This window comes from Flavobacterium sp. SORGH_AS_0622, assembly GCF_030818825.1.
In the GTDB taxonomy this organism is placed as follows: Bacteria; Bacteroidota; Bacteroidia; order Flavobacteriales; family Flavobacteriaceae; genus Flavobacterium.
Genome location: NZ_JAUTAX010000001.1, coordinates 1,513,730 through 1,539,839, shown reverse-complemented (window position 1 = coordinate 1,539,839; position 26,110 = coordinate 1,513,730). Strand labels below are relative to the sequence as shown.

Here is a 26,110-nt window from a genome sequence, read left to right as displayed (position 1 = left end):
GGTGCAGGATAGTTTGTTTTAAAGTAATAATAATCTTTACAATAGTGAAAACCGTTTTTTAAACCTGATAATCAGTTGTTTAAAATTATTTTCTAACTAAGATTATTTTACTTACTAACCAAACCACCATTGACATGCTGAAAAATTACTTAAAACTCTCCGTGATATCGGCCATAACCTGCCTCATTGCGCCGATGACTTTAATTTTTGCCCAAAATCCAATCGTCAAAATTGACTTTGATCAATCTGGAAGACCTAAAGCCGAAGTAAACGATCCAGATTACACAACTTGGGTAATAGCCTCTGGAAATACCAGCACTTATACAGAAAATGGAGTTACATTTACTGTAACCAGAGTTGGAGACAAAGGAGATGCTCTAGGAACAAACTGGTACAAAGCAGGAATACAAGCTCCATACTATGCCAGATTAGTGAGCGATGGTCTAACTGTAAAAGGAACAACTGCAAATCTAGGAGCACAGATAGAACTTAAAATAAGCGGATTAACAACTGGCGAACATTCCTTTTTAGCGTTTTTTAATGCTGTAGACAGTCCGTCTGGAAATAACTTTAGCCCAATTGATATTTCTATTAATGGAAATTTGGTTGTCGATAATTTAATTCCGTCTGTAAGAGCTCTTAAAACTGCCGATGCCAAATCTACTTATTTAAAATTTCAAGCTGTAACAGGCACAGATGTTGTGATTTTAATTGCTGCAGAAACCTCAGGTACAGAAAATATTAAAAATATTATGCTTAACGGTTTTGAACTTAATACGCCTAATATTTTTTATCAGGCCACAAATCCAAATCCGAAACAAAATGACGAACATGTTGAATTAACCTCTGGCGGTAAATTACTGCAGTGGACAGCGGCGGCAAATGCGGTTTCTCACAATATTTATTTCGGTACAGATCAAGCGTCTGTAGATAATGCTACCACATCTTCACCAGAATACAAAGGAAATCAAGCTTTAGCTAACACTTCTTATCAAGTAAACGGACTATATACAGGAGCTACTTATTATTGGCGTATAGATGAGGTTCTTGCAAATGGAGTTGAGAAAGGAAATACTTGGCGTTTTCGTCCAGCACAGCTTGCATTTCCAGAAGCTGAGGGATATGGTCGTTTTGCAAGAGGCGGACGAGGCGGAAAAATAGTTGCCGTAACCAATCTAAACGACAGCGGGCCTGGAAGTTTCCGTGAAGCTGTTACAAATGATATTGGACCAAGAACTATCATATTTAACACATCTGGAATTATCCAACTACAATCTCGTCTTGTTTTAAGTCAGCCTTACGTTACAGTTGCAGGACAAACCGCGCCTGGCAAAGGTATTTGCATTCGCTCTGCTCCTTTTGGAGTTACTGGAAATGATGCCGTAGTCCAAAATCTAAGAGTTCGACTTGGCGCTGGACCAACTTTTGACGGAATGGGATTAACTGGTGCTGACAATAGCATTATTGATCATTGTTCCATCAGCTGGACAATTGATGAATCTTTCAGCTCTCGATCAGGAAAAAATATAACACTGCAAAAAACACTTATTTCTGAAGCTCTAAACGCAGCCAATCATCAAAATTATCCAACAGGAACAGAACATGGTTATGCAGCTACAATTGGTGGAGATATTGGTAGTTTTCACCATAATTTACTGGCACACTGCTACGGTCGTAACTGGAGTCTTGGCGGTGGCTTAGACGGAAGCGGTGCATATACGGGCCGAATGGACATCACAAATAATGTTGTCTACAATTGGGGAAGCAGAACAACCGACGGTGGAACCAAAGAAGTAAATTTTGTAAACAACTATTACAAACCAGGCGCAGGCTCAAAAATATTTGTAGCATTTAATCAACAGAATGAAGGCGTTGGAACTGGAATGCAGCAATGTTATTTTAACGGAAATGTAATGCCCGGGTATTTCGACGAAAGCAATCAAACTGCAGGAAGAAAAGCTTCAGGAAATACTGTTACATATGAAAATTTTGTCAACACACCCTTTTTTCCTTCTTATGTAACTACGCAATCTGCCAAAAATGCTTATAAAATTGTACTGTCGGATGTGGGATGCACACAGCCAGAATTTGACGAGCATGATCAAAGAATTATCACAGAAACTTTAAACGGAACCTACTCTGCTGTTGGAAGCGTAACTGGAAAACCTGGATTTCCAGATAACGAAGCTGATGTTGGAGGATTTGAAATTTACCCAATTGTAAATAGAGATGCAAATTGGGATACTGATCAAGACGGACTTCCAAATTGGTGGGAAACAATTATTGGAACTAATGTAAACTCTGCAATTGCTGATTTTTCAGATGCAAATGCTGATAACGATTTAGATGGATACACAAATCTTGACAAATACCTGCAATGGATGTCTTTACCACATTATGAATCTCCAGAAGGAACAAAAATTGACATCAATATTCAAAAATTATCAAGAGGATTTACAAGTGGTGTTTCGTATGCTATTTCAAATGTTGTGAACGGAAATGCTGTACTTAATACTGATACAGTTGCATTTTCACCAGCAGCCAACGGATTATGCTCTTTTGAATTTACAGTTACCGATTCTGAAGGCGGCACTATGAAGCGAAAGGTAAATATTATAAGCGGGCAAAGTTTAACTTTAGGTACTGACGAAGTTATTAAAGAAACAAAAAGCAACTCTTTTAAGGTATGGCCTGTTCCAAGCAGTGGCTCTTTTTCCGTCTTTATTAACAATCAAGAAACAGAAACTGCCGATCTTAAAATCTATGATATTGCTGGAAAAGAGTTAGTACAACAAAAAATTAGAACCAATACAGCCGAAACAATTCATTTATATTCAAAAGGAATGTTTCTAATTAAAGTTGTTAATCCTCAAACAAAGAAAACACAATACATCAAAAAAATAATTGTTCAATAAAAGACATGATTAAAGACGGTTTTATAAGCCGTCTTTATTTTTTTGAAAGAAATAAGTATAAATCCATGTTAATGTAAAAGAAGGAATTACATCCGTAAAAGGTATAATTTCTTCTACAAAAGTCAAAATACTTGCCACCCTTCCTACGCGTCCTTTATACATTCTAGTCATAATAAAAGCAGCAATTGGCGCCCAAATCACATCCGAAAATTCGCCCACAAGCGGTATCGAAAATGAAACCATACCAATAGCATCCAAAATTAAACCGATTATTAATTTGGACGTTCTGTTATCTTCAACAACATTTAAATCTTGCATTTTGATCTGTATTTGAAGTTTATTCGAAATTAAAAATAAACCATTAAACTCTGTTATTTCTTTTTCGTATTTAATTTCCACAATTCCCATATCAATAAACGTACCTTTTATTTTAGATTTAAATCCGATCTTTAATGGTATTAAATTGGAATTTGGAATTTAAGACATTGAAATTTGATTCTATACATAATCTTCGTTTCTTTGTAAAAAGAGTTTTCTAAATGATACACGCAAAAAACATACATAAATTCTACGACAAACTTGAAGTTTTAAAAGGAGTCGATTTACATATTAAAAAAGGCGAAATTGTTTCGATCGTTGGTGCTTCAGGTGCGGGGAAAACGACTTTACTGCAGATTTTAGGAACTTTAGACAAACCAGATCATAACCCAGATTCCTCATTAACTATTAATGGTAAAAATGTACTGGAATTACAAGATCTCAAAAACGATAATTCAAAACAAGAGAAGACATTTAAAATCATTACTTGGGCTGGCTCTCTTTATATTGTTGTTCTAGCCGTTTATTTGATGTTTTTCAGAACTAAAGTTTTTGATGACACACTTAGATTAGTAGTGGTTGGAGTCCTTTTTCTGCCAATATTTTCAATGCTCGTTTATTATAACAGATATTTCAAAAAGAAAAGCAGACAAGACAAAACATTATCCGATTTTAGAAATTTAAACCTTGGTTTTATTTTCCAGTTTCATCAGCTTTTACCCGAGTTTACAGCTCTAGAAAACGTTTGTATTCCAGCTTATATCGCCGGAAAAAAAACTTCAGAAACCGAAGCCGAAGCTAAAAAACTGCTTACTTATTTAAGACTTTCACACAGAATTAATCATAAGCCAAGCGAACTTTCTGGCGGAGAACAACAGCGTGTGGCCGTTGCAAGAGCGTTGATCAATAAACCAGATGTTATTTTTGCCGATGAACCTTCTGGAAATCTAGACACGCATTCTGCAGAAAACCTGCATCAATTATTTTTTCAGCTTCGAGACGAATTCGGACAGACTTTTGTGATCGTAACCCATAACGAAGAATTGGCTAATATGGCTGATAGAAAATTGATAATGGTCGATGGCTTAATTAGTAATTAGGAGCTATTTCCTGCTATCCGTTTCAATCTTTTATGCCGCTAAAGAAGCGTCATAAAAGGATTTTCACTTCTATCAGGGCTAGGGCACTCGAATAACAAGAACATTTCATTTAAAAATGAATAAAAAAGAACTCAAAGAATTTCTTGACGAAAAAGTCATTCAATATAATAATCAGGATTTTATCGAAAGCGATCCTGTACAGATTCCACATCTTTTCAGCCAAAAAGAAGATATTGAAATTGCTGGTTTTTTAAGCGCATCTATCGCTTGGGGAAATCGCAAAATGATTATTAAGAATTCGCATAAAATGATGGAATTAATGGGCAATACACCTTATGATTTCGTCATGTCACATTCTGATGAAGATTTGGCCAGACTTGAAACTTTCGTCCATCGAACTTTTAACGGAAGTGATTTTTCTGGTTTTATAAAAGGTTTAAAGCATATTTATAAAAACCACAACGGACTTGAAGCTGTTTTTGCTAAAAACCAACAAGAAAATAGTCTGCAGAAAAGTATTCACGAATTCAAAAAAATATTCTTTGAGATCGATCATTTAGCGAGAACGCAGAAACACATTTCAGATCCCTTAAACAATTCGGCTGCCAAAAGAATTAACATGTATCTGCGCTGGATGGTTCGTCAAGATACAAAAGGCGTTGATTTAGGAATCTGGAAAAGTATTTCTCCTGCCGCACTATCCTGTCCGCTTGATGTACATTCTGGGAACGTTGCGCGCAAACTTGAAATTCTTTCGCGAAAGCAAAACGACGCAAAAGCTTTACTAGAATTAGATACAAAATTAAGAGAAATGGATGCGCAAGATCCTGTAAAATATGACTTTGCTTTGTTTGGATTGGGAGTTTTTGAAGGGTTTTAAAATTTTAAATCTGTATGTCAGGCTGACATTCAAGATGGTAATAAGACATCAAAAATTACAAATTCAACAAAAAACCGTGAATTTAACGTACATTTGCACAAAATTTAAAGCAAATGAGCACTTTCGAAAAATTTAATCTTCCAAAATCAGTACAAAAAGCTATAGACGATTTAGGGTTTGTTACACCAACTCCTATTCAGGAAAAATCTTTTTCAGTGATTACTTCTGGGCGAGATATGATGGGAATTGCGCAAACCGGAACAGGTAAAACACTTGCTTATTTACTGCCGCTTCTAAAGTTATACAAATTTACCAACACCAATACACCTAAAATTGTAGTTCTTGTTCCAACCAGAGAATTAGTAGTTCAGGTTGTAGAAGAAGTTGAAAAACTGACTAAATACATGTCGGTTAAAACTTTAGGAATTTACGGAGGCGTAAACATTAACACACAAAAGAAAGCCGTTTACGAAGGTGTCGATATTTTAGTGGGAACTCCAGGTCGTACAATGGATTTGGCTCTGGATGCTGTAGTTCGTTTTGACGAAACTCAAAAACTGGTTATTGATGAATTTGACGAAATGTTGAATTTAGGTTTCCGCGCGCAATTGACAGCTCTTTTGGCAATGATGAAACCAAAACGTCAAAATATTTTATTCTCTGCAACAATGACAGACGAAGTTGATGCGATTTTAAATGATTATTTTGATTTTCCTGAAGAAGTTACTTTAGCTGCTTCTGGAACTCCGTTAGAAAAAATTACACAGATTACATATAATGTTCCAAACTTTAATACCAAAGTAAATCTTTTAAAGCATTTACTAGAGACGGACGAAAGCATGGAACGTATTCTGATTTTCGTTAATAATAAAAAGATTTCAGACATGCTTCATACTCGTATTGAAGAAATGTTTGAAGGTCAGTTTGGAGTAATTCACTCTAATAAATCGCAGAATTATCGTTTAAGTACGATGGCAGAGTTTCAGGAAGGAAATCTACGCGGATTAATTACTACCGATATTATGGCGAGAGGTTTGGACATTTCTAATATCTCTCACGTTATAAACTTCGAACTTCCAGAATTACCTGAACTTTACATGCATAGAATTGGGCGTACTGGTCGTGCTGATGCAACAGGAACAGCGATCAGTTTTGTTACACCACGTGAAGAAGAATTTAAAATCGAAGCCGAAGTTTTAATGAATCAGGAACTTAAAATCGCTGATTTCCCAGAAGAAGTTGAGATTTCATCTAAATTAATAGAACCTGAAAAAGACAGACAGCCAATTAAGTTTTTAATGAAAAAACCAAAATTAGACGGTGATGGTGCTTTTCATGAAAAATCGAAAAAGAACAAAAAAGTCAATCTTGGAGGCCCTTCAAAAACAAAAAAGAAAACACATGGTTCTGTTAACAGAAATATGCTGAAGACTAGAGATAAGAAGAGAAAAGATAAGGATAAATAGATTTTCTTAAAAGTTACAAAGGTTCAAAGAGGCAAAGCTTCAGAGGTTTTGCTATTTTTAAATATAAAAAAAGGCTCAAAAATAAAGTTTATTTTTGAGCCTTTTTTGCCTTTGAACCTTTGCATCTCTGAGCCTTTGTCCCTTAAAAAAAGCTATATTTTAGTAAAAACCAATCCAACCGGCGAACACAACTCGATTCTTTTTCCAGTGTCTGTGATTTTTCCAGTTTTTTTGTCTCTTTTAAAAATAATGATATCATTTGTATATTGATGTCCAACTAAAAGGTAATTTCCTGTTGGGTCAATAGCGAAATCTCTTGGACCTTTTCCTAAAGTGCTTTGCTGCTCTACCAATTCAATGGCTCCTGTTTTAAGGATTTTATAAACCGAAATAGAGTTTGCGTCTACACGATCAGAAACATATAAAAAGTTTCCGTCTGGAGAAATTTTGATTGCCGCTGCGCCTGTTCCGCCAGTAAAACCTTTTGGAAGAATGCTTGTTTCGGCAATTAGTTTTAGATTTCCAGTTTTATCATAACTAAAAGTCGTTAAAGTTCCGTCCAATTCCTGAACCAAATACACAAATTTACCATCTTTACTAAAAGTCAAATGTCTTGGTCCGCTTCCTTTCTTTACATCAACACTACCTTTAAGCGTCAGCATTTCGTTTGTAGAATTCGGATTGTACTTATAAATAAATACTTTATCTAAACCTAAATCATTAGACAGAACGAATTTTTTATCTGGAGAAAAAACCACCATATGCACGTGCGCTTTTTCCTGACGCGCTGCATTTGGGCCTTTTCCTTCATGCTGAATTATTTGCTGCACTTCAGTAAGACTTCCATTTGGCTTTTTCTTAAAAACGACAATGTTTCCGCCAGAATAATTAGCAACAATTACATTTTTATCATCATTAATTAAATGACATGGATCTGCACCTAAAGAGGCATTTGTATTTAATAACTTTATTTTTCCCGAAGCCGAATTATAACTAAAAGAACTGACAGCACTTTGAGTTCCGTTTTCGTTTACAGCATAGATAAATTTATTATCAGCAGAAACCGATAAATAACTTGGACTAATAACATTTTCTGAAGAATTCTTTAATTTTAAACCGCCGGAAGAAGCATCAAATTCATAAACATAAATTCCGTTGCTTTGGCAGGTATTTGTGTAAGTTCCAACCAATAAGTTGAATTTATTTTGAGCTTTTACCGTGGTCAGTGATAAAGCTGAAAATAAAAATAAATATATTTTTTTCATAGTTTGTTTTTTTGAATCAGCTAAAATAAGCAATAAAATCGTTTTGAAATAGTTTCTTTGTTACAAAAGAAATGGCAAAAGTTACATTTTTCGAACTCCATAAAGTTTATCCAGCAATAGTTAATCTCTTACATAAACTTATAGGGTTTAAATAATTTTTAATTCGTATTTTTGACCAGCATCTTCGCGAAAAACAAAACGTAGTGAAGTAAATCGAAGCCAGAATGCATTTTAAACATCCCGAAATTCTATACTTTCTGTTTTTATTGATCGTTCCAATTTTGGTTCACTTATTTCAATTAAGACGTTTTAAAACCTCTTTTTTTACCAATGTTCGATTCTTAAAAGAACTTGCAATTCAAACACGTAAAAGTTCTAAAATTAAAAAGCGACTTTTATTGGCTACGCGCTTATTACTACTGACTTTCATAATTTTAGCTTTTGCACAGCCTTTTTTTCAGGCAGTCGACAGCAAAAATGCTTCAAACGAAATGTATATTGTTTTAGACAATTCGTTTAGTATGCAGGCAAAAGGAAAAAAAGGCGAATTATTAAAAAGAGCTGTTCAGGAATTGCTTGAAAACACTCCAGAAAACACTCCATTTTCTTTATCAACTAACACCGAAAATTTCTGGAATACCGATATTAAATCTTCTAAAAGTGCTTTACAAAACCTAAAATACAGTGCAGCACCGTTTGACCTTTCGGCAATAACTGCAAAAATTAAAGCACACAAATCTGCACATAAAAAAGACATTGTAATCATTACAGATGCTGTAGGTTTAAAAGAAAAAGATGTTGCAACTGTAAATTTTGAAGAAAAACCATATTTCATAGTTCCAGAAGCAGAACAAAAAAATAACGTTTCGATCGACAGCGTTTACATCAATCAAACTTTGGAGAATTTCTATGAAATCGGAATTAATTTATCAGCTTACGGCGAAGATTTTAAACCGGTTTCGACTGCTTTGTACAACCAAAATAAATTGATTGCCAAAACGATTATCAATTTTGACACTAAGAAAAAGAAAATCAATTTTACGATTCCAAAAGAAGCTTTTCACGGATATGTAACGATCGAAGATAACGGCTTAACGTATGATAACAAATTGTTTTTCAGCATTTCTAAAAACAAAAAAACAAACGTTATCAGTATCGGCGAACCTGAAAAAAGTAATTTCTTATCTAGAATTTATACTCCAGGCGAATTCAATTACCACAATTATTCGATTAGTTCTTTAGATTACAATAGTTTAGAGAAACAAAATACGATTATTTTAAACGAATTGAATGAAATTCCGCAGGCTTTGCAGACTACTTTAAAAGCTTTTGTTTCTAAAGGCGGTAATTTGGTTGTAATTCCTTCTGAGAAGAGTTCAATTGCTAATTTGAATACTTTGCTGAGTAATTTTGGAAAAGTTCAATTCAGTAATTTAGAAACCAACAGTAAATTAATCACTAAAATTAATTTTGATCATCCGTTATTTTCAGGAGTTTTTGAGAACAAAATAACGAATTTTCAATATCCAAAAGTAAATAGTGCATTTGCCGTTTCAAGTTCATATCCTGCTGTCCTTTCCTTTGAAGATCAGACACCTTTTGTAACTTCTGTTAAAAATCAGGTTTCTGGAATAACGGTTTTTACAGCACCAATAAATAGTACAAATTCAAATTTTCAGCAATCACCTTTAATTGTTCCGTTATTTTATAAAATCGCTCAGAACAATCAAAAAACTGGAGTTAACGCATTGACAATCGGAAATAATCAACCTTATTTTGTGGATGTTTTATTGACTAAAGACGCGATTTTGGAAGTAAAAGGAAACGAAGATTCTTTTATTCCGATTCAGCAGATATTGAACAATAAAGTAAAATTAACCTTTAATGATTTTCCTGAAACTGCTGGTAATTACGGTGTTTTCGATAAAAAAGAATGGGTTGAAAATATTAGTTTTAATTACAAACGAACGGAAAGCGATTTGAGTCAGGTAAACACAAATGTAGTTTCTGACTTTAAAACCGCCGATACCATTTCGACCATTTTTAATACCTTACAAACTGAACGAACTGACAGCCAAATTTGGAAATGGTTTGTTATCTTTGCACTGTTATTTTTAGCACTAGAAATGGCAATTATAAAATTTGTAAAATAGAATTCGAGTTTGTTTTAAAGGCATTCAACTTTTTACAAAAATCATCTTACGACAAAAAAATATCTACAATATGAAAATAATCATCAAAAGCGCCAAAATTATCGACTCAAAAAGTCCGTTTCACAATCAGACCGTTGATCTTTTAATTGCAGATGGTTTAATAGAAAAAATAGGCGTTTCACTTCCAAACGATGATGCAGAAATTGTACGTTTCGATGACCTTCACGTTTCGCAGGGCTGGTTTGACAGCAGTGTTTCACTAGGAGAACCAGGTTACGAAGACAGAGAAACCATTGCAAACGGTTTAAATGTTGCCGCAAAAAGCGGTTTTACCGCAATTGCACTTCAGCCTAACTCTTTACCAGTTATTGACAATCAGTCTCAGGTAAGCTTTGTGAAAAATAAAGCAAATGGTTTTGCAACAGAAATTTTCCCAATTGGAGCATTAACTAAAGCAAGTGAAGGAAAAGATATGGCAGAACTTTTTGATATGAAAAATGCCGGCGCTATCGCTTTTGGAGATTACAACAAAAGTATTGACAACGCAAATATCCTTAAAATCGCTTTACAATATGTACAAGATTTTGATGGCTTGGTAATTGCTTACTCGCAAGATCCTAATATTAAAGGAAATGGTGTTGCGAATGAAGGAATTGTTTCTACAAGATTAGGTTTAAAAGGAATTCCAAACTTAGCCGAAGAACTGCAGATTTCAAGAAACTTATTTTTATTGGAATATACTGGCGGAAAACTTCATATCCCGACCATTTCTACAGCAAAATCGGTTGAATTAATTAGAGAAGCTAAAGCTAAAGGACTAAATGTAACTTGCAGCGCATCTGTACATCATTTGGTTTTAACAGATGAAAAACTGGACGGATTTGATACTCGCTTTAAAGTTACGCCTCCTTTAAGGACTGAAGTAGACAGACAAGCTTTATTAAATGGAATTGCTGACGGAACTATAGACACAATAACATCTGACCATAATCCGATTGACATTGAATTCAAGAAAATGGAATTTGACACAGCTAAAAACGGAACTATCGGTTTAGAAAGCGCTTTTGGAGCTTTATTAACTGTTTTACCATTAGAAACTGTTATTGCAAAATTGACTTCTGGAAGGACGCTTTTTGGTCTTGAAAACAATACAATCGAAGAAGGTGCAAAAGCAAATTTCACCTTATTTACTCCAGAAGGAAAATCAACTTTTACGAAAGAAAACATTCTTTCAAAATCTAAAAATTCTGCTTTTTTGGGAACTGAACTTAAAGGCTCTGTTTACGGAATTTTAAATCAAAATCAACTTGTTACAAAATAATAAAATGAATAATTCAGTCGAAGAAGGAAAATCAATTGCCATTACCAGTTACATTCTAATCATTGGTGTTTTGATCGCCATGAGCATGAATTCTGAAAACAAAAATAGTTTTGCTTCTTTTCATATCCGTCAGGCTTTAGGATTGTCTTTAACCTTTATTTCATTGGGCGCAATAATCAGCAATTTCGACAGCTTTTTTATTACTTTCCCAATGTGGATTTGTATTTCAATTTTGTGGACTTTCGGTATTTTTACTGCCATTCAGGGACAAACAAAACCAATTCCGTTAGTTGGAGAATTATTTCAAAAATGGTTTAAAAAGATTGGCTAATTTTTTAAATTTCAATTAAAAAATTCCAAATTCCAAATTCGGAAAATTCACAATTCACAATTCACAATTAAAATATGAATATATCTTTAGAATATAAAATACAAGAACCAAAAGTAATTTTAGATAAAAATCCGTTATTGCTTTTATTGCACGGATACGGAAGTAATGAAGCTGATTTATTTTCATTCGCTTCTGAACTTCCAGACAACTATTACATAATTTCTGCCAGAGCGCCTTACGATTTACAATATGGAGCATACGCTTGGTACGCAATTAATTTTGATGCCGATCAGAATAAATTTTCGGATAACGAACAAGCAAAAACTTCAAGAGATTTAATTGCAAAATTTATTGACGAATTGGTTGCAAATTACCCAATTGACGCTAACAACGTAACTCTAATTGGATTTAGCCAAGGATCTATTTTAAGTTATGCAACAGCACTTTCTTATCCAGAAAAAATTCAGAGAGTAGTGGCAATGAGTGGTTATTTTAATGAAGAAATCATCAAAGAAGGTTTTGAAAATAACGATTTTAAAAACCTTAAAATATTCGCCTCTCACGGAACTGTAGATCAGGTTATTCCGATTGAATGGGCTAGAAAAACTCCAGCAATTTTAGAAAAACTAAATATCCCAGTTACTTATAAAGAATATCCTGTTGGTCACGGAGTTGCTCCGCAGAATTTTTTTGATTTTAAGAATTGGCTGGGTTTGTAGTTTTCAGTTTTCAGTTTTCAGTCGCAGTTTTCAGTCTCAACAAACTGTAAACTGCGACTGAATACTGTAAACTTTATTCTCCTGTATAAAGAATCTTCTCTCCTTTCTTTAAAACATAACCTTTCCAAGGAATTAACTGCCAATCGCCGTTAACCCAAGAATCGCCTTCAGATTTTCTTTCTAAAATGATGGATTCTTTTTGAGTGTCTAGAAAAAGTTCAGCTTTGTTTCCATCGAAAATTACGTATGATGCAGTAGTGTATGTTTTACCATCATCATAATGTGACAGTTTTGTTCCTTCAAAAATTCGGATACATTCTTTTTTAAGAGTTGACCAACTATATCCAGCAGAAGCTTTACAACCGTGAGAATCGGCATCTGCTCCCACAACAGTCTCTTTCACCGGCTCTTTTGGAGTTGTATTTACATTTTCCTGAGAAACTTTTTTGGCGCAGGAAAACGCGCTCGCCATAATCAAAAACAAAAACATCTTTTTCATAATCCTAATTTATTTAAAGGTCAAAAAAAATAGGATTATAAAATCCTATTTTTGATATAACCAAGTTTGATTTACTTCAAAAGTAATATTATCATCATTATCAACAAAATATTTTAACAAGACTTCTCCCCATAATTCACCATTACTATAATCAGCAATAATCCATCTGTGGTTTAAAATTTTCACTTTATTGATGATAAATTTATTCGGACCAATCTGATCTTGACCTGTATACGGATTCCCTTTTGGATTTGCGTTGAAATCTAATAATTTCTCCGTAACAACTGGAATCAGTTTTTCATACAAAATTACTTTTCCGCCAGAAGCACTGTTGTCAAAGTAATTTTGAGCATTTTCATTATGTTCTAGAGAAAAATAATCAGCTTCGGCCAATTTTGTTTTTACTAGATTGATGCTGTCTCTTAGTTTCTTAGTTGTTTTATCGTATCTATTTTCTGCAAATTTTACTTCACTATTGTAAAAAGCATAAGTAAAGACATTCATTAAAACGGCTAAAATCAGAAGATAAAGCATTAAGGATTTTTTCATTTTGTGGTATAATTAAATTGTAATTTCTAAATTGTCGTAAGCCAGAAAAACGTTTTCAGGAAGTTTCTTTTGAACTTCTTCATGAAAACCTAAAACGTGGCTAATATGCGTTAAATAAGCTTTTTCGGGTTTAACGAGATTAATAAAATCTAGCGCTTCCTGCAAGTTAAAATGCGTATCATGAGGTTCAACTCTTAAAGCATTTACAACCAATACTTTCAAGCCTTTCAGTTTATCAATTTCAGCTTGTTCGATTGTTTTTACATCTGTTAAGTATGCAAAATCATCTACTCTGTATCCAAAAACCTGCAAATCGCCATGCATAGCATTTATTGGCACTGCCATTTTATCTCCAATTGCAAAAGGCGCATTATTTTGCACTTCGATTGTTTTAACGCTTGGAGCTCCAGGATATTTGTTTACTGTTTCGAAAACATAATCGAAACGACGTCTTAGATTATCTAAAACGCGTTGATGACCGTAAATAGGAATTTCTCCCTGCCTAAAATTAAACGGACGTATATCGTCTAAACCAGCAGTGTGGTCTGCGTGCTCGTGAGTAAATAGAATTGCGTCGAGTTTTCTACAGCCGCAGGAAAGCATTTGCTGTCTAAAATCTGGTCCGCAATCGATGACATAAGAATGCTCGCCCCATGTAATCCAGATGGATACACGAAGCCTTTTATCCTTAGCATCAGTGCTTTTACAAACTGGATGATCGATCCCGATAATCGGAATGCCTTGAGAAGTACCTGTACCTAAAAAATAAACCTTCAATTGAACTTAATTTTTTTACAAAAATAGGATTAATTCTCTTTCATTAGAAGCCTAATTTACTAACTTTGTAACAAATCTATTTAAAATAAAATGGGTACAGAAATAAAACTCAAGGGTGACAAGGTCATCGAACAGATTCCTTCTATAAAAGACAAAGCTTTACGTATTAATTTAAACGAAAATATTTACGGAACATTTGCTGAAATTGGTGCTGGACAAGAGACTGTTAGACATTTTTTCAGATCCGGAGGTTCATCGGGAACAATTGCAAAAGCAATGTCTGCCTATGATAAAGATTTTAGTGATGCGGTTTATGGAGTGGAAAGCGATGGACGATATGTGACTGAAGAGCGTTTGAAAAAAATGCTTACCCATGAAGGACAGATCATCGAAGAGCGTTTAAGCAGAGAAAAACACCCAACAAAACTTTTCTTTAGTTACGCCAATACTGTAGCCACAATAGATTTTGCTAAACAATTTAAAGGTCACGGCTGGGTTGGAATTCGATACCAAATTGAACCAGACGAAGCTTATAACGAAATTATTCTTCACATTCGTTTTAAAGAGACTGACGCTAGACTGCAACAAGAAACACTAGGAATTTTAGGTGTAAACTTAATTTACGGTGCTTTTTACAAATACAACGATCCAAAACGATTACTTCGTTACTTATACGATCACTTAGACAAAGACCAATTAGAAATCGATACTATCAACTTTTCTGGACCTCGTTTCGCCGATGTCGATAATCGTTTGATGAGTTTGCAATTGGTTAAAAACGGAATGACAGATGCCGTAATGTTTAATCCAGACGGAAAGAATGTTTTACCAGCAGCTGTTTTATACAAAAAAAATCTTCTTGCTTTTAGAGGAAGTTTTCGTCCGGTTACAAACGTAAATCTTGACATGTATGAGAAATCATTAAAAATGTTTCTCGAAGAGAGTAAAGTTGAAAAAAATAATACACTTGTTATTTTTGAAATTACACTTTCAAACTTACGTTCAGACGGTGAGATTGATGAAAGGGATTTTATGGACAGAGCCGAATTACTTTGTTCGCTTGGCCAAACTGTTATGATTTCTAATTTTCAGGAATATTATAAAGTGGTTGAGTATTTTTCTAATTATACCAAAGCCCGAATGGGATTGGCAATGGGTGTAAACAACCTTGTTGATATTTTTGATGAGAAATACTATCGTCATTTAAGTGGTGGAATTTTGGAAGCTTTCGGAAAACTATTCTATCGTGATATGAAAGTATTCTTATACCCAATGCTCGGCGATAATGGTGAAATTATAACTTCTGATAACCTAAAAGTTCATCCTAGAATGAAAGAATTGTACAAATTCTTTAAATTCAACGGTAAAGTTGTTGACATTAAGGATTATAACCCAAATATATTGAATGTATTCTCTCGTGAAGTACTAAAAATGATCGGACAAGGAAAAACCGGCTGGGAACCAATGCTTCCTTCTGGTGTTGCCGAAATTATAAAGGAGCATCATCTTTTTGGATATCATCCGCAAAAAGAGCTTGAACAAAATGCTTAATAAAAAGTCCCAAAATGAAATTTCTTTTTGGGACTTTTTTTGTTTTTAACGCGTGCCCTTCGACTTCGCTCAGGGTGAAAAACTTTTTTTAAGTTTCATATTGATCTTGCGGTTTAATTTTTTAACGCAAAGCACGCTAAGATTTTTTGATAAGCTAGGTTTTAGAAAAACATAAAGTTCGCAAAGCTTTGTGTTGATTGAACTTTGCCAGATGAAAAACTTGAAATAAAAAATTTACCACAGAGCACACTAAGATTCTTTGATAAGCTAGGTTTTAGAAAAACACAAAGTTCGCAAAGCTTTGTGTTCATTGAACTTTGCCAGATAAAACTTGAAATAAAATTTTACTACAGAGCACACTAAGATTCTTTGATAAGCTAGGTTTTAGAAAAACACAAAGTTCGCAAAGCTTTGTGTTGATTGAACTTTGCCAGATAAAACTTGAAATAAAATTTTACAGAGCACACTAAGATTCTTTGATAAGCTAGGTTTTAGAAAAAAACACAAAGTTCGCAAAGCTTTGTGTTGATTGAACTTTGCCAGATAAAACTTGAAATAAAATTTTACTACAGAGGGCACTAAGATTCTTTGATAAGCTAGGTTTTAGAAAAACACAAAGTTCGCAAAGCTTTGTGTTGATTAGGATTTGCCTTATGAAAAACTTGAAATAAAATTTACCACAGAGCACACTAAGATTTTTTCAATAAGCTGGGTTTTAGAAAAACGCAAAGTCCGCAAAGCTTTGTGTTGAATTAGCTTTGCGAACTTTGTGTTTATAAACGCCACAGATAAAATAAAAAACTTAGCGTGCTTTGCGTTAAAAAATTCACACGCCAAAATTAACATGAAACCTGAAACAAAGAAAACCTGAAACAAAAAATTTACTTCAAAATCTGAGAGGCGTGCTCTTTTGTTTTTACATTTTCTATTACTTCTTCAATAATTCCTTTTTCGTCAATTACGAAAGTTGTTCTGTGGATTCCGTCATATTCTTTTCCCATGAATTTTTTCGGCCCCCAAACTCCAAATGCATTAATAACCGATTTGTCTTCGTCTGCAATTAATGGAAAAGGAAACTCGTATTTATCTTTAAATTTAGACTGTGCTTTCTGACTATCGGCACTAACACCTAAAAGTTCATAATTATTAGCTTTAAAACGCTCAAAATTATCTCTCAAATCACATGCTTCAGCTGTACATCCTGGCGTACTTGCTTTTGGATAAAAGAAAACCACTAATTTTTTTCCAGCATAATCTGCCAGTTTATGCGCTTTTCCATCTTGATCTACTCCCGAAAAACTTGGCGCTTTATCTCCTGCTTTTAATGTTGTCATATTTCTTATTTTAGATTGTTGATTTTAGAATTTAGATTAAAAATCAAAGATAACTTATAACCTGTAACTCTTAACTATAACTTAGAATTCATTATTTTTACGGGATTAAAATTACGGAAATGAATAAAGAAGCTCGCGTACAATTTGTTATAAATACGTTAAAAGAACTCTACCCTACTATACCTGTCCCGCTAGATCACAAAGATGCTTATACACTTTTAATCGCTGTTTTGCTTTCTGCTCAATGTACCGATGTGCGTGTAAATCAAATTACTCCCATATTATTCGCAAAAGCTGACAATCCGTATGACATGGTTAAAATGTCTGTGGAAGAAATCAAAGAAATTATTCGTCCGTGTGGTTTGTCTCCAATGAAGTCAAAAGGAATTCACGGATTATCAGAAATTTTAATTGAGAAATATAACGGAGAGGTTCCACAAAGTTTTGAAGCACTTGAAGCTTTACCAGCAGTCGGCCACAAAACAGCAAGTGTTGTTATGTCTCAAGCTTTTGGAGTTCCTGCTTTTCCTGTAGACACCCATATTCATCGATTAATGTACAGATGGAACTTATCGAACGGAAAAAATGTGGCGCAAACGGAAAAAGATGCTAAAAGACTATTTCCAAGAGAATTATGGAATGACTTGCATCTGCAGATTATTTGGTACGGACGCGAATATTCGCCTGCCAGAGGATGGAGTTTAGAAAAAGATATCATCACAAAAACAATCGGAAAGAAATCTATCATTGAAGAAATGGAAAATCCAAAACCTTATAAAAAACAAGGCACAAAATAAAACTTTGTGCCTTTGCTTCTTTGTAACTTTATACCTTAAAAAACTACATTCCCGCTTTTAAGGCATTATATTCTGCTGTCATATCAAGAGATCGATAAACACCTAGTAATGTCTTTGTGGCATCTGGATTCTTAGGTTCTAAAGTCAGAACCTTTTTCAGATACGGGATTGCACTTCTTGTAATATCATCTTTTCTAGCATTTAGCTTATCATATTTCTGCATTTCTGCAGGAGAAGTTCCTAGGGATGAAATTTCTTCAGCTAAATCTTTTTTCATCTGCAATTTTAAGTAAGCCAAATTTATATACGCATCAACATAATTCGGATTTAACTCTAAAACATAGTTATAAACCGCCTCTGCTTTTGGGTAATCTTTGTTTTCAAGATAAGCATATGCTAAGTTATTATTAACTTCTATTTTTTTAGAAGGAACTGATTCTGTTCTTGGTTTTTCATAAAGTCCTTGCTGAATAGCTGATTCTCTTGCTTTTGGCGAAATAAAAACATCTTCTTCTTTTGTCTTCTTGTTTGTCGCGTAATATAAAACTCCTTTTCCAGAAAAATTAATCTTTTTCAGTAATTCGTAATAAGTGATTGCAGAGTTGTAATCTTTAGCATTTATAGAAGAGGCTGCTGCATTTACTAAATTCAGGGTATCTTTTTTATCAAATAAGTATACCTTATAACTTTTCTCAGCACTTTCTTTAAATTTACCAGCTTTAAAATCTTCCATTGCGCCATTTACAAGACTGGCTTTCATATCTTTTAATGCCATATTAGCTTTAACAGTAGATTTAAATTTACCTGATTCGTTCTCGTATAAAAATACATCTTGATAAGCTTGTGCTGCCATTGTAAAATTATTGGCTGCATCAATATTTTTTATAGCTAAATCTTTTAAGACATTTCCTTTTAAGAAGTAAAAATCAGATTTATCTTCATCTGGAGCATTTAAAATAAGATATTCTGTTTTGTTTAAAATAGCTAAAGATTCCTCGCTTTTTCCTTTATCATACAAAGATTGCGCTTCTTTAATTCGTTCTTTTTGGGCAAATACGCCAATGCTTATCATAAGAAGGCATGACAGCACTCTAAATTTCTCTTTCATTTTGCGGTTAAGTTTTGGTTGATTAAATGATTTTCATGTTTATTATTGATAGATAGTTTTTAGCAGATAATTAAATTGGTTTAAAAATTATCTGAACTATTCTGGCAAAAAATATTTTCTGGCTCAAATATTCTCTGCTCAAAAATCAAAAGCCAATAAACTTAACAAAATAAAGCAGGGTAGTTTTTCTTCATATTTAATCTGGTTTTGGGTTAAGTATTTAATTTTTAATTAATTGATATTTTAAATTATAAATTGAAGCAAATGTTTCAATACGAAAAATACTTCAAAAATTCATTTTTAATGAATATAAAATTAGTTTTTAACTAAAATAAAATTAAAAATTAAATAAACATATAAAATCGGGTCAAAATATTAAATTTTAACAAAACTGTTAAAAAGTGATATAAAATACTTATAAAAAATTTACACTTGTATAATGCAATCTGTAAGCAAACAAATTACTTCATTATTTCACATAAAAAAAACTCACTATTTGTATCTACATACGAATAGTGAGCTTTTCAACCAAAACGACCATTTGGTTTTATTTTAATAAACATCCGACAGGAGCAGCGGGGTGTTTAATTAGCTATAATCTCAAAAGTTTTTTCTTCAATCTTAACCACAGTCAAGGCTTGAGAATAATTCAATAAGAAAGAAACGACTTCTTTTTTAGGTTTAAGATTTTTTGAAGCTAATGCTTTTTTTGAGTAAATTTTCGCCATACTGTAAAAATGTTTTATACTAGTATAACGAGCTAATTTCCAAAATAGTATTAGTTGGTTAAAATAATTTGATGTTTATCAATTATTTTTCTCAAATTCATTAGAGCATAACGCATTCTTCCTAATGCAGTATTGATACTTACGCCTGTAATCTCAGAGATTTCTTTAAAGCTCATATCTTGATACATACGCATTACCAACACCTCTTTTTGATCTTCTGGAAGTTCTTCAATAAGTTTTTTTAAATCAATCTCAACTTGGTCCACAATCATTTTGCCTTCAATAGTCAAAGCATCATCTGACATTATCGAAAAAATAGAGAACTCTTCTGTTTCTCTATACATTGGCATTTTTTTGGTTTTGCGAAAATGATCCACAATCAAGTTATGTGAAATACGCATTACCCAAGGAAGGAATTTACCCTCTTCGTTATAAGAATTGCTTTTTAAAGTTTTAATAACTTTAATAAATGTATCTTGAAAAATATCATTTGAAATATCTCTATCAGCGATCTTAGAATATATAAAACCATATATCTTAGATTCATGCCTTTTTATTAATGTTGCCAGTGCAGCTTCACTGCCGTCAACATAATTTTTAACTAATAGAGCGTCTGGAATATGCAGATCAGCCATAATACTACTTTTTTAGTTTCTGTTTTAAAATTTGGAGTAATTTTTTCTAAAAAGTAGTTTTATTATATAGGCGAATCTTTTTTGAGTTGTGTTAATATTTTGGCCAAATTTAACAAATAATTATTTTAAAAAGCAAATTAAATTGCCAATAATTATTAGTAAAACATTTATTAAAGTAAAATAAACTTAAAATTTACATTGAAAAGGCTAAAAATCTACAAAATTAAAAACAAATGAATTGCTTTTGTAAACAGAAGTAAATACCTTACAATAAATTAAATAAGATTATATTTTAACTTAAAACCAGATTTAAATTACAATTTTTTTCTTGATTAATTGATCCCAATATATAAATATTTTTTCTATTTAGCGGTTTTAATTCAATTAATTGTTAAAAATAATTCTCAATTTTCTCCAATCACCTTTATTTAAAGGAGTTTTGCAATGCTTTGACATTATGGTAAAATAGTTAAAATTTGGAACTATGTCCTTAACAAAATCCAATTCAAAATTGATTACTTTTGTAAAAATTGACTTTTTTATGCAAATTGATCTTTCTAAAATAGACCCAAAATCAAATATTATAATAAAAGGAGCACAAGTACATAATCTAAAAAATGTAGATGTGGTTATTCCGAGAAACAAACTTGTTGTGATTACAGGTCTTTCAGGATCAGGAAAATCGAGTTTAGCTTTTGATACTTTATATGCCGAAGGACAAAGACGTTACGTCGAAAGTTTATCTTCGTATGCACGACAGTTTTTAGGTCGTTTAGACAAACCTAAAGTTGAATATATTAAAGGAATTGCCCCTGCAATTGCTATTGAACAAAAAGTAAATACAACCAACGCCCGTTCAACTGTTGGAACATCAACAGAAATTTACGATTATATCAAACTTTTGTTTGCCAGAATTGGACGTACATACTCTCCTATTTCTGGACAAGAAGTCAAAAAAAATACTGTAACAGATGTTATCTCTGATGTAAAAACTCTGCCAATTGACAGTAAATGGCTTTTGCTCTCTCCTATTCACCTTGAAGAAGGGAGACAGTTAGAAGACAAATTAAAAGTATTACTGCAGCAAGGTTTTGCTCGTATTCTTGTTGATAATGAAATGGTTCGTCTGGATGAATTTACTCCTTCAGATCTTCATAAATTTGATAACAAAGATATACTGCTGGTTATTGATCGTATTATTGTAAAGGAAGAAGAGGAGTTTTTTAATCGCCTTTCGGATGCCGTGCAAACAGCTTTTTTTGAAGGTAAAGGCATTTGTTATTTACAAGAACTCAATTCTGATAAAAGATTTTCTTATTCGAATAAATTTGAACTTGACGGAATCAATTTCTTAGAGCCAAATGTTCACTTATTCAGCTTTAACAATCCTTACGGAGCTTGTCCCGTTTGTGAAGGTTACGGAAATATTATTGGTATTGATGCCGATTTGGTTGTTCCAAATACTTCCTTATCAGTTTTTGAAAGCGCCATTTATCCCTGGCGAGGCGATAGCATGAGCTGGTACAAAGATGAATTGGTTAAACATGCTTATAAGTTTGACTTCCCTATTCACAAACCTTATTTTCAACTTACTGATGAACAAAAAGATTTAATCTGGACAGGAAATCAATATTTTCAAGGGCTTAATGATTTCTTCAGAGAATTAGAAGAGAAGAATTATAAAATTCAAAACCGTGTAATGTTATCGCGTTACCGTGGCAAAACAAAATGCCATGTTTGTAAAGGAAAACGCTTGCGCGAAGAAGCATCTTACGTAAAAATTAACGGAAAAACAGTTTCTGATTTAGTTGATTTGCCAATAAAACATTTGGTTACTTTCTTTAAAAACATCGAATTAAATGTTTACGAACAGCAGATTGCAAAACGTTTAATGGTTGAAATTAATAATCGTTTGTCATTCTTAACCGAAGTCGGATTAGATTATCTTACTTTAAACCGAAATTCAGCAACACTTTCTGGTGGTGAATCACAGCGAATTAATCTTGCAACTTCACTAGGAAGCAGCTTAGTTGGATCTATGTATATTTTAGATGAACCAAGTATTGGTCTTCATCCTAAAGATTCTGAACGTCTTATAAAAGTTTTACTTTCTCTTCGCGATTTAGGAAACACCGTGATTGTAGTGGAGCACGATGAAGACATTATGAAAGCGGCTGATATGATTATTGATATTGGTCCCGAAGCAGGAACTTTTGGAGGAAATCTTGTGGCACAGGGAACTTATGATGAAATTTTAAAATCTGAATCGTTAACCGCTAAATATCTCAACGGAGATTTAGAAATTTCTGTCCCTAAGAAAAGAAGGAAGTTTAAAAATCATATTGACATTGTTGGAGCGCGCGAAAACAATTTAAAAAACATCAATGTTACTTTTCCTTTAGATGTATTAACTGTTGTTACAGGAGTTTCTGGAAGTGGAAAAAGTACTTTGATCAAAAAGATTTTGTTTCCGGCAATGCAGAAAAAACTAGAAAGCGCTTCTGAAAAAGCTGGTCAATTTACTGAGCTTACAGGTTCGTTTTCTCAAATCAAACATATCGAATATGTAGATCAGAATCCAATCGGGAGAAGTTCACGTTCAAATCCTGTAACGTATATTAAAGCTTATGATGATATTCGAGATTTATATGCAAAAGAGAAATTATCTAAAATAAGAGGATATCAGGCCAAACATTTTTCTTTTAATGTTGATGGAGGCCGATGCGAAACTTGTAAAGGAGAAGGCTCTATAAACGTCGAAATGGTGTTTATGGCCGATGTTTCATTACCATGTGAAACTTGTGGCGGAAAACGATTCAAAAAAGAAATATTGGAAGTTACTTTTGATAATCAAAACATCAATGATATTCTAACCATGACTATTGATGATGCAATTGCTTTTTTCGAAAAAAATAAACAATCTAAAATTACGCAGAAATTACAGCCGCTGCAAGATGTTGGTTTAGGATATGTACAATTAGGACAATCTTCTTCTACTCTTTCTGGAGGTGAAGCACAACGTATCAAATTAGCTTCTTTTTTAGTAAAAGGAGCAACAAAGGATAAGGCATTATTTGTTTTTGATGAACCAACTACTGGTCTTCATTTTCATGACATTAAAAAACTTTTAGCTTCGTTTGATGCCTTAATTGATAAAGGACATTCTATTATTGTAATCGAGCATAATCTTGACCTAATTAAATGTGCCGATTGGATTTTGGATTTAGGTCCTGAAGGTGGAGAAAATGGTGGTTACCTTCTTGCTTCTGGAACACCAGAAGATATAGTAAAAGTAAAAGAATCAGTTACTGGAGTTTATCTAAAAGATAAATTATAGGAGAAATATTTCCTAAAATAATTAAGCCATAAATACAGTTGATTAAGTTGTATTTATGGCTTTTATTTTTTTTGTTTTTTTCAATGCTAAGCTACTAAACATCTTTCCTCAAAAGGAAATCCGTCTTCATCAATAGCTACTAAGATCTTTTTTTGTTTTGAAGCTTCGATTGTAAGATATAGCCAAGCAAATGACCATAGTCCAAGAGTCAAACAAAAAATCATGAAATTTAAACTGTGGTTAACCACTTTACCTCCTTTAGATAAAACTGCGAAAAGCAATTTATCATTTCTTTCTTCCAGCGTAAATCCATTATGAACTTTATTTGATATCATATTAGAAAATACCTGCATGCTTTGTTCTTGGCTGAGATGATTGTCTTTCATAATTATTAATACTACAATTAATTCTAATACTTTATTTGTAATTTCTTGCAAAATTATTGAATTCTAAAAAATAAAAAAATACCTACACTTCATCATTTTGTTAGAAAAAAAACTGCAATTGCATGAAAGTAATGCTAAACTTTCATGATAAAGTTAATTTTTATTAAATTAATTACAAAATATTCAAGTGTTAAAATTTAAAAATTAATCACTCGTTTTCAATTAATTAACTTTATACATCAAAAACAATGAAGTAAGAATTTATTCATAATCCTTTACATGAGGTCTTACATTCGTGAAATGCCTTTATAGAAGGAAATGATATGAAGCATCTGATTTTTTCTATCCAAAAACAAAAAAGAAAGAATATACTGATATTAAGCATTAAGACGACCTCTTATTCTTTGATAAAATCAATATAAAAATGGTATTAGATTTTAATTCCTATCTTTTTAAAAATTGTATCAATTACATTATTGATATCTGGAGAGATTTTAAATTTATAATTCAGATACACATATACAATCGTTACCAAAATAGATTTTAGGGCAATGCTTATTAACTGGAAAAAAGGAAACTCCCAGAAATAAAATACTAAAAACAATGCGAAAGTTAAAAGTATCGAATAAATTGTCTCTTTGGTAAAAGGATAAAGATGAAGTTTTTTAACCACAAAAAGTAGTTTTGCCAAGCTATACAAAGTAATAGACAAAAGGGTTGCAAAAGCAGAACCGAAAATTCCGAAAATAGGAATAAAAATCATGTTCAAAACTATTGTCAGAACAACTAGCATTAATCCTAAATATAAAACCATTCTGTAATATTTGGTATTGAATATGATGGCATTATTGTTTCCTAAAATCAAATCAAAATATTTTGAAAGACCAATCATAAATACAACTGCAATTCCGCCGCTGTATTCCTTTGGAACTAATTCGTACAATTGATTAATATTAACAAAAATACATAGCATTACAAATCCGCCGACCATTTGCAGATTTATAGATGTCTTTTTATAAAGCTGGTTTAATTCATCGTGTTTGTTTTCGTGCATCAATTTAGCCGTAATCGGATAAACGATTTGGTGCATCGCACGGCTTGGAACCGAAATTACCAAGGCAATGTAAGTTGCCACAGAATAAAATGCAATGTTATCGATAATCATATATTGATTCAATATCATTTTATCTCCGTCTAATAGTAAATTAGCGACACTTCCCGACAAAATAATATAAAATGTATATACGAGTATATCTTTTGTGTTTTTTGGTCTAGCAATCTGAAAATGCGGTTTCTTTACACTAAACGCATAGAACATCGTAACTAAAAATGCTAGTAAATATAATACTGCAGTTGCATATACAAATCCTTCAACACTGAGTACATTATAGTAAACCGCTATCAATAAGAATAAGGAAAACAATCGTAAACCAATTTCCTTAATAAAATTTCCAAAAACAGAATGCATATGAACACGTGCCCAAGCATAAAAAATTTCGAAATAAGCCATAGTCAATCCGATAAACGGGATCAGCCATACGTAAGTTTTTACAATTGCATTCTTTTTTGACAAAAAGAACAAAATTTCATCATAGAAACAAAGTCCGATTAATAAGAGCGGAATTATTAATAGAATCGGAAACAAGACCGTAAAAGATAAAAATTGAGATTTTTCTTCCTCGGTTTTGTATTGAGAATAAAACTTTACTAATGTATTTTGCATTCCAATAGCAAACAAAGGCATTATAACATTTGCACTTGAAGTTATATAGTTAGTTAAACCATAAAAGGTTGCTCCAAGGAAAATTGGATATAAATAAAGTGTATTAATGGCTCCGATGCCAAAGCCAATATATGTAATTACAGTATTTTTAAAAGACTGATTTAAGACAATACCCATGTTTGGATTTCTGAATTTAGATTTTTAGATTTTAGATTTTT

Annotated in this window: 21 protein-coding genes and 2 pseudogenes; 12 read left to right on the top strand and 11 right to left on the bottom strand. The window is 32.7% G+C overall.

The features are described from left to right. The first annotated feature begins 134 nt into the window (after nucleotides 1-134). Entirely contained in the window at nucleotides 135-2,915 is a 2,781-nt protein-coding gene (locus tag QE431_RS06685) for a T9SS type A sorting domain-containing protein (protein ID WP_307294057.1), read from the top strand. Nucleotides 2,916-2,936: 21 nt separating this feature from the next. Here the strand turns inward: QE431_RS06685 and QE431_RS06680 are convergent, their stop codons facing one another. Continuing rightward, nucleotides 2,937-3,233, bottom strand: a complete 297-nt coding sequence (locus QE431_RS06680; RefSeq protein WP_057118739.1) for a hypothetical protein — start codon at nucleotides 3,231-3,233, stop codon at nucleotides 2,937-2,939. 221 nt (nucleotides 3,234-3,454) lie between these two features. Here QE431_RS06680 and QE431_RS06675 point away from each other — a divergent pair. The 4 genes and pseudogenes from QE431_RS06675 to QE431_RS06660 all read left to right on the top strand — a co-directional run. Further along, nucleotides 3,455-3,667, top strand: a pseudogene (locus QE431_RS06675) (ATP-binding cassette domain-containing protein); the annotation flags it as partial. A 216-nt stretch (nucleotides 3,668-3,883) separates the two neighbouring features. Further along, nucleotides 3,884-4,333: pseudogene (locus QE431_RS06670) on the top strand (ABC transporter ATP-binding protein); the annotation flags it as partial. A 115-nt stretch (nucleotides 4,334-4,448) separates the two neighbouring features. Then, nucleotides 4,449-5,213: a TIGR02757 family protein gene (locus QE431_RS06665; protein ID WP_307294053.1), complete on the top strand. Its 765-nt coding sequence runs from the start codon at nucleotides 4,449-4,451 to the stop codon at nucleotides 5,211-5,213. Nucleotides 5,214-5,326: 113 nt separating this feature from the next. Then, nucleotides 5,327-6,679, top strand: coding sequence for a DEAD/DEAH box helicase (locus QE431_RS06660; protein WP_057118742.1), 1,353 nt, complete (start codon nucleotides 5,327-5,329; stop codon nucleotides 6,677-6,679). 152 nt (nucleotides 6,680-6,831) lie between these two features. Here QE431_RS06660 and QE431_RS06655 read toward each other — a convergent pair whose 3' ends face one another. Beyond that, nucleotides 6,832-7,944, bottom strand: a complete 1,113-nt coding sequence (locus tag QE431_RS06655; protein WP_307294050.1) for a lactonase family protein — start codon at nucleotides 7,942-7,944, stop codon at nucleotides 6,832-6,834. Between the two features lie 224 nt (nucleotides 7,945-8,168). Here QE431_RS06655 and QE431_RS06650 point away from each other — a divergent pair, with 224 nt between their 5' ends. The 4 genes from QE431_RS06650 (at nucleotide 8,169) to QE431_RS06635 (ending at nucleotide 12,468) form a co-directional block, all read left to right on the top strand. Then, complete coding sequence (locus QE431_RS06650; protein WP_307294047.1) at nucleotides 8,169-10,097, top strand: BatA and WFA domain-containing protein; 1,929 nt, start codon at nucleotides 8,169-8,171, stop codon at nucleotides 10,095-10,097. Nucleotides 10,098-10,167: 70 nt separating this feature from the next. Further along, a complete protein-coding gene (locus QE431_RS06645; RefSeq protein WP_307294044.1) occupies nucleotides 10,168-11,418 on the top strand; it encodes a dihydroorotase family protein in 1,251 nt (416 codons plus the stop codon). A gap of 4 nt (nucleotides 11,419-11,422) precedes the next feature. Next, on the top strand, nucleotides 11,423-11,749 hold the full coding sequence (locus tag QE431_RS06640; protein WP_057119856.1) for a hypothetical protein: 327 nt from the start codon (nucleotides 11,423-11,425) through the stop codon (nucleotides 11,747-11,749). A 74-nt stretch (nucleotides 11,750-11,823) separates the two neighbouring features. Further along, nucleotides 11,824-12,468, top strand: a complete 645-nt coding sequence (locus QE431_RS06635) for an alpha/beta hydrolase (RefSeq protein WP_307294041.1) — start codon at nucleotides 11,824-11,826, stop codon at nucleotides 12,466-12,468. Between the two features lie 73 nt (nucleotides 12,469-12,541). Here the strand turns inward: QE431_RS06635 and QE431_RS06630 are convergent, their stop codons facing one another. The 3 genes from QE431_RS06630 to QE431_RS06620 are packed head-to-tail and all read right to left on the bottom strand — an operon-like array spanning nucleotide 12,542 to nucleotide 14,293. After that, nucleotides 12,542-12,967 (bottom strand): hypothetical protein, encoded by a 426-nt coding sequence (locus QE431_RS06630; RefSeq protein ID WP_307294038.1) that lies wholly within the window; start codon nucleotides 12,965-12,967, stop codon nucleotides 12,542-12,544. A 45-nt stretch (nucleotides 12,968-13,012) separates the two neighbouring features. Further along, nucleotides 13,013-13,516: a hypothetical protein gene (locus tag QE431_RS06625; RefSeq protein WP_057118752.1), complete on the bottom strand. Its 504-nt coding sequence runs from the start codon at nucleotides 13,514-13,516 to the stop codon at nucleotides 13,013-13,015. Nucleotides 13,517-13,528: 12 nt separating this feature from the next. Beyond that, the gene (locus QE431_RS06620; RefSeq protein ID WP_307294036.1) at nucleotides 13,529-14,293 is read right to left on the bottom strand and encodes an MBL fold metallo-hydrolase; all 765 of its coding nucleotides are present in this window, start codon (nucleotides 14,291-14,293) and stop codon (nucleotides 13,529-13,531) included. 90 nt (nucleotides 14,294-14,383) lie between these two features. On the opposite strand from QE431_RS06620, the gene QE431_RS06615 reads away from it, so the two are divergent. Beyond that, entirely contained in the window at nucleotides 14,384-15,844 is a 1,461-nt protein-coding gene (locus tag QE431_RS06615) for a hypothetical protein (protein WP_057118757.1), read from the top strand. An 881-nt stretch (nucleotides 15,845-16,725) separates the two neighbouring features. Here QE431_RS06615 and bcp read toward each other — a convergent pair. Then, nucleotides 16,726-17,178, bottom strand: coding sequence for a thioredoxin-dependent thiol peroxidase (bcp, locus tag QE431_RS06610; RefSeq protein ID WP_057118759.1), 453 nt, complete (start codon nucleotides 17,176-17,178; stop codon nucleotides 16,726-16,728). 119 nt (nucleotides 17,179-17,297) lie between these two features. Here bcp and nth point away from each other — a divergent pair, with 119 nt between their 5' ends. Then, on the top strand, nucleotides 17,298-17,975 hold the full coding sequence (nth, locus tag QE431_RS06605) for an endonuclease III (RefSeq protein ID WP_307294033.1): 678 nt from the start codon (nucleotides 17,298-17,300) through the stop codon (nucleotides 17,973-17,975). A gap of 43 nt (nucleotides 17,976-18,018) precedes the next feature. Here nth and QE431_RS06600 read toward each other — a convergent pair whose 3' ends face one another. The 3 genes from QE431_RS06600 to QE431_RS06590 all read right to left on the bottom strand — a co-directional run bounded on the left by QE431_RS06600 (nucleotide 18,019) and on the right by QE431_RS06590 (nucleotide 20,446). After that, complete coding sequence (locus tag QE431_RS06600) at nucleotides 18,019-19,083, bottom strand: lipopolysaccharide assembly protein LapB (RefSeq protein WP_057118763.1); 1,065 nt, start codon at nucleotides 19,081-19,083, stop codon at nucleotides 18,019-18,021. Between the two features lie 584 nt (nucleotides 19,084-19,667). Further along, on the bottom strand, nucleotides 19,668-19,811 hold the full coding sequence (locus QE431_RS06595) for a hypothetical protein (protein ID WP_166669294.1): 144 nt from the start codon (nucleotides 19,809-19,811) through the stop codon (nucleotides 19,668-19,670). A gap of 50 nt (nucleotides 19,812-19,861) precedes the next feature. Continuing rightward, nucleotides 19,862-20,446, bottom strand: a complete 585-nt coding sequence (locus tag QE431_RS06590) for an RNA polymerase sigma factor (RefSeq protein ID WP_057118765.1) — start codon at nucleotides 20,444-20,446, stop codon at nucleotides 19,862-19,864. Nucleotides 20,447-20,987: 541 nt separating this feature from the next. Here QE431_RS06590 and uvrA point away from each other — a divergent pair. After that, a complete protein-coding gene (gene uvrA / locus QE431_RS06585) occupies nucleotides 20,988-23,783 on the top strand; it encodes an excinuclease ABC subunit UvrA (RefSeq protein ID WP_307300520.1) in 2,796 nt (931 codons plus the stop codon). Between the two features lie 86 nt (nucleotides 23,784-23,869). Here uvrA and QE431_RS06580 read toward each other — a convergent pair whose 3' ends face one another. Together QE431_RS06580 and QE431_RS06575 are read right to left on the bottom strand one after the other, a co-directional pair. Next, complete coding sequence (locus tag QE431_RS06580) at nucleotides 23,870-24,169, bottom strand: hypothetical protein (protein WP_057119859.1); 300 nt, start codon at nucleotides 24,167-24,169, stop codon at nucleotides 23,870-23,872. 430 nt (nucleotides 24,170-24,599) lie between these two features. Continuing rightward, nucleotides 24,600-26,069, bottom strand: coding sequence for a polysaccharide biosynthesis C-terminal domain-containing protein (locus QE431_RS06575; protein ID WP_057118768.1), 1,470 nt, complete (start codon nucleotides 26,067-26,069; stop codon nucleotides 24,600-24,602). Between the last annotated feature and the right edge of the window lie 41 nt (nucleotides 26,070-26,110).